2 protein-coding genes are annotated in these 2,811 nt (G+C 73.0%); one reads left to right on the top strand and one right to left on the bottom strand.

The window, feature by feature from the left end:
* Positions 1-99: 99 nt before the first annotated feature.
* Complete coding sequence (locus AE652_RS38980) at positions 100-828, bottom strand: ferritin-like fold-containing protein (RefSeq protein ID WP_049660234.1); 729 nt, start codon at positions 826-828, stop codon at positions 100-102.
* A gap of 693 nt (positions 829-1,521) precedes the next feature.
* On the opposite strand from AE652_RS38980, the gene AE652_RS38975 reads away from it, so the two are divergent.
* A partial coding sequence (locus tag AE652_RS38975) for a DEAD/DEAH box helicase (protein ID WP_049660232.1) occupies positions 1,522-2,811 on the top strand: 1,290 nt, incomplete at its 3' end.

Here is a 2,811-nt window from a genome sequence, read left to right as displayed (position 1 = left end):
CGCGCCCCGGCCCACCGGCACCACCCGCACCGGCCCGGCACCCACCGCGCGGCGCGGCGGCACCGGGCGGCCTGAGCACCCCCGGTAGGTCGCGGGCCGCTAGGAGGCCAGGCCGAGGGCGGCCATCCGCTTGGTGTGCGCCTCGGTGATCCGGTTGAACATCTTGCCGACCTCGACCAGGTCGAAGCCCTGCACCTGGACGCCGCCGACCAGCAGGTTGGACAGCGCGTCGCGCTCGGCGACCACCCGCTGGGCCTGGCTGAGCGCCTCGCCCATCAGCCGCCGGCCCCACAGGGCGAGTCGGCCGCCGGCCCGCGGGTCGGCCTCGATCGCCTGGCGGACCTTGTCGACGGCGAACTGGGCGTGGCCGGTGTCGGACATGACGCTCAGCACCAGGTCGCGGGTGTCGTCGTCCAGCCGGACGGCCACCTCGCGGTAGAAGTCGGTCGCGATGGCGTCGCCGACGTAGGCCTTGACCAGGCCCTCCAGCCAGTCCGAGGGCGCCGTCATCCGGTGGAACAGCTCCAGCGGCTCGACGAACGGCCGCATCGCCTCCTGCGGGTCGGCGCCGACCTCGGCGAGCCGGTCGTGCAGCCGCTGGTAGTGCTGGAACTCGGCGGAGGCCATCCGGGCCAGCGCCGCCTTGTCGGCGAGGTCGGGCGCCAGCTTGGCGTCCTCGGCGAGCCGCTCGAAGGCGCTCAGCTCGCCGTACGCGAGCGCGCCGAGCAGGTCGAGCACCGCCGCCCGGTAGCCGGGGTCGGCCGAGCACGCGGCCCAGTCCCCGATCGAGCCGGCCGCCGCGTCCTGCGTCTCACCATGGGTCTCCATGACCCGCAACTTTAGTCCCGCCCGCCTGTCCGCCCCACCACCAGGCACGCCCGGGTGACCGCCCGGACCGGCCGCTCCGGTGGCAGTTGCCGGGGGCAATGTCAGACGCGTCACGTGTTCGAGTCGTCGCCTGACTGTATGGTGGTACGGAGCCCGTCGTGTTCGCATGGTGTCACCGCCGTCTCGGTACCCCGCGCGAACCCTCCGTAGCGGCACCGTCCAACCGGACGTGTCCGCACCGGTGGCACGGGTACTCACGTACGCGGATGCCCGGTCGGAGAGCCGATCGGCTCCGACCATGGCTTGGACCTCAAGCCTTGGCACCGCATCAGTGGCCGAGCGAGGGCCGCCGAGACCACGCCCCGAGGCGGAGGTCCCGCGCAGGTCCCTCACGGGAATCCTCCCCGACGCCGCCGGCGACGCGCCCCGCACCGGGCAGCGCGCACCGGCCGGCCGCAGGGACCGGCGCGGTTGTGCGTCCGCGCAGCTGTACCAGGGCCGTCCAGGCCCGTAGACAGCCGCGCGGCTGCCCGCCCGCCGCTCGCTCTCGGCCCTTTCGAAAACGGAAGAGGCAGCACCCTGTCCACCACCGCTGAACCCATCAAGACGACCTTCCGGGACCTGGGGATCCTCCCGGAGACCGCCGAGGCACTCGAGTCCGTCGGCATCGTCCACCCCTTCCCCATCCAGGAGATGACCCTCCCGGTCGCGCTGACCGGCCACGACGTCATCGGCCAGGCCAAGACCGGCACCGGCAAGACCCTCGGCTTCGGCCTCCCGCTGATCGAGCGGGCCATCGTGCGCGCCGACGTGGACGCGGGCCGGGCGACCGAGGAGCAGCTCTCCGACTTCCCGCAGGCGCTGATCGTCGTCCCGACGCGCGAGCTCTGCACCCAGGTCACCAACGACCTGCAGACCGCCGGCAAGGTCCGCAACGTCCGCGTGCTCGCGGTCTACGGCGGCCGGGCGTACGAGCCGCAGGTCGAGGCGCTCAACAAGGGCGTCGACATCGTCGTCGGCACCCCGGGCCGTCTGCTGGACCTCGCCGGGCAGAAGAAGCTGAACCTGTCGAAGGTCCGCGCGCTGGTCCTGGACGAGGCCGACGAGATGCTCGACCTGGGCTTCCTGCCCGACGTCGAGAAGATCATCACCATGCTGCCGGCCAAGCGGCAGACCCTGCTGTTCTCGGCCACCATGCCGGGCCAGGTCATCAGCCTCGCCCGCCGGTACATGAGCCAGCCGACCCACATCCGGGCCGCCGCCCCGGACGACACCGGCGCTACCGTCGCCAACATCGAGCAGCACATCTTCCGTGCGCACTCGCTGGACAAGGTCGAGATGGTCTCGCGCATCCTGCAGGCCGACGGCCGCGGGCTGGCGATGATCTTCTGCCGCACCAAGCGCACCGCCGCCGACGTCTCCGACCAGCTGACCCAGCGCGGCTTCGCGGCCGGCGCGGTCCACGGCGACCTCGGCCAGGGCGCCCGCGAGCAGGCCCTGCGGGCCTTCCGCAACGGCAAGGTCGACGTGCTGGTCTGCACCGACGTCGCGGCCCGCGGCATCGACGTCGAGGGCGTCACCCACGTCATCAACTACCAGTGCCCCGAGGACGAGAAGACCTACCTGCACCGGATCGGCCGCACCGGCCGGGCCGGCGCCTCCGGCACCGCCGTCACCCTGGTCGACTGGGACGACATCCCGCGCTGGAAGCTCATCAACAAGGCGCTGGACCTGTCGTTCAACGACCCGGAGGAGACCTACTCCACCTCGGCGCACCTGTACGAGCTGCTGAAGATCGCGCCGGGCACCAAGGGCATCCTGCCGCGCTCGGAGCGCACCCGCGCCGGGCTGAACGCGGAGGAGGTCGAGGACCTCGGCGAGACCGGTGGACGCGGCGCCCGCGCGCCCCGCGGCGGTCGCGGTGGGCGCGGCGGCCAGGGCGGCTCGGACCGTCCGGGCGCCGGCTCCGGCTCCGACCGTCCG

Origin of the sequence: Kitasatospora sp. MY 5-36 (assembly GCF_001182915.1) — a bacterium.
Taxonomy (GTDB): domain Bacteria; phylum Actinomycetota; class Actinomycetes; order Streptomycetales; family Streptomycetaceae; genus Kitasatospora.
The sequence above is the reverse complement of the archived record's forward strand: the minus strand, read 5'-3'. Positions and strand labels throughout refer to the sequence as shown.

Coding starts and splice junctions, on each gene's coding strand:
- AE652_RS38980 (WP_049660234.1), bottom strand. CDS start 828: ATGGAGACCCATGGTGAGACGCAGGACGCGGCGGCCGGCTCGATCGGG.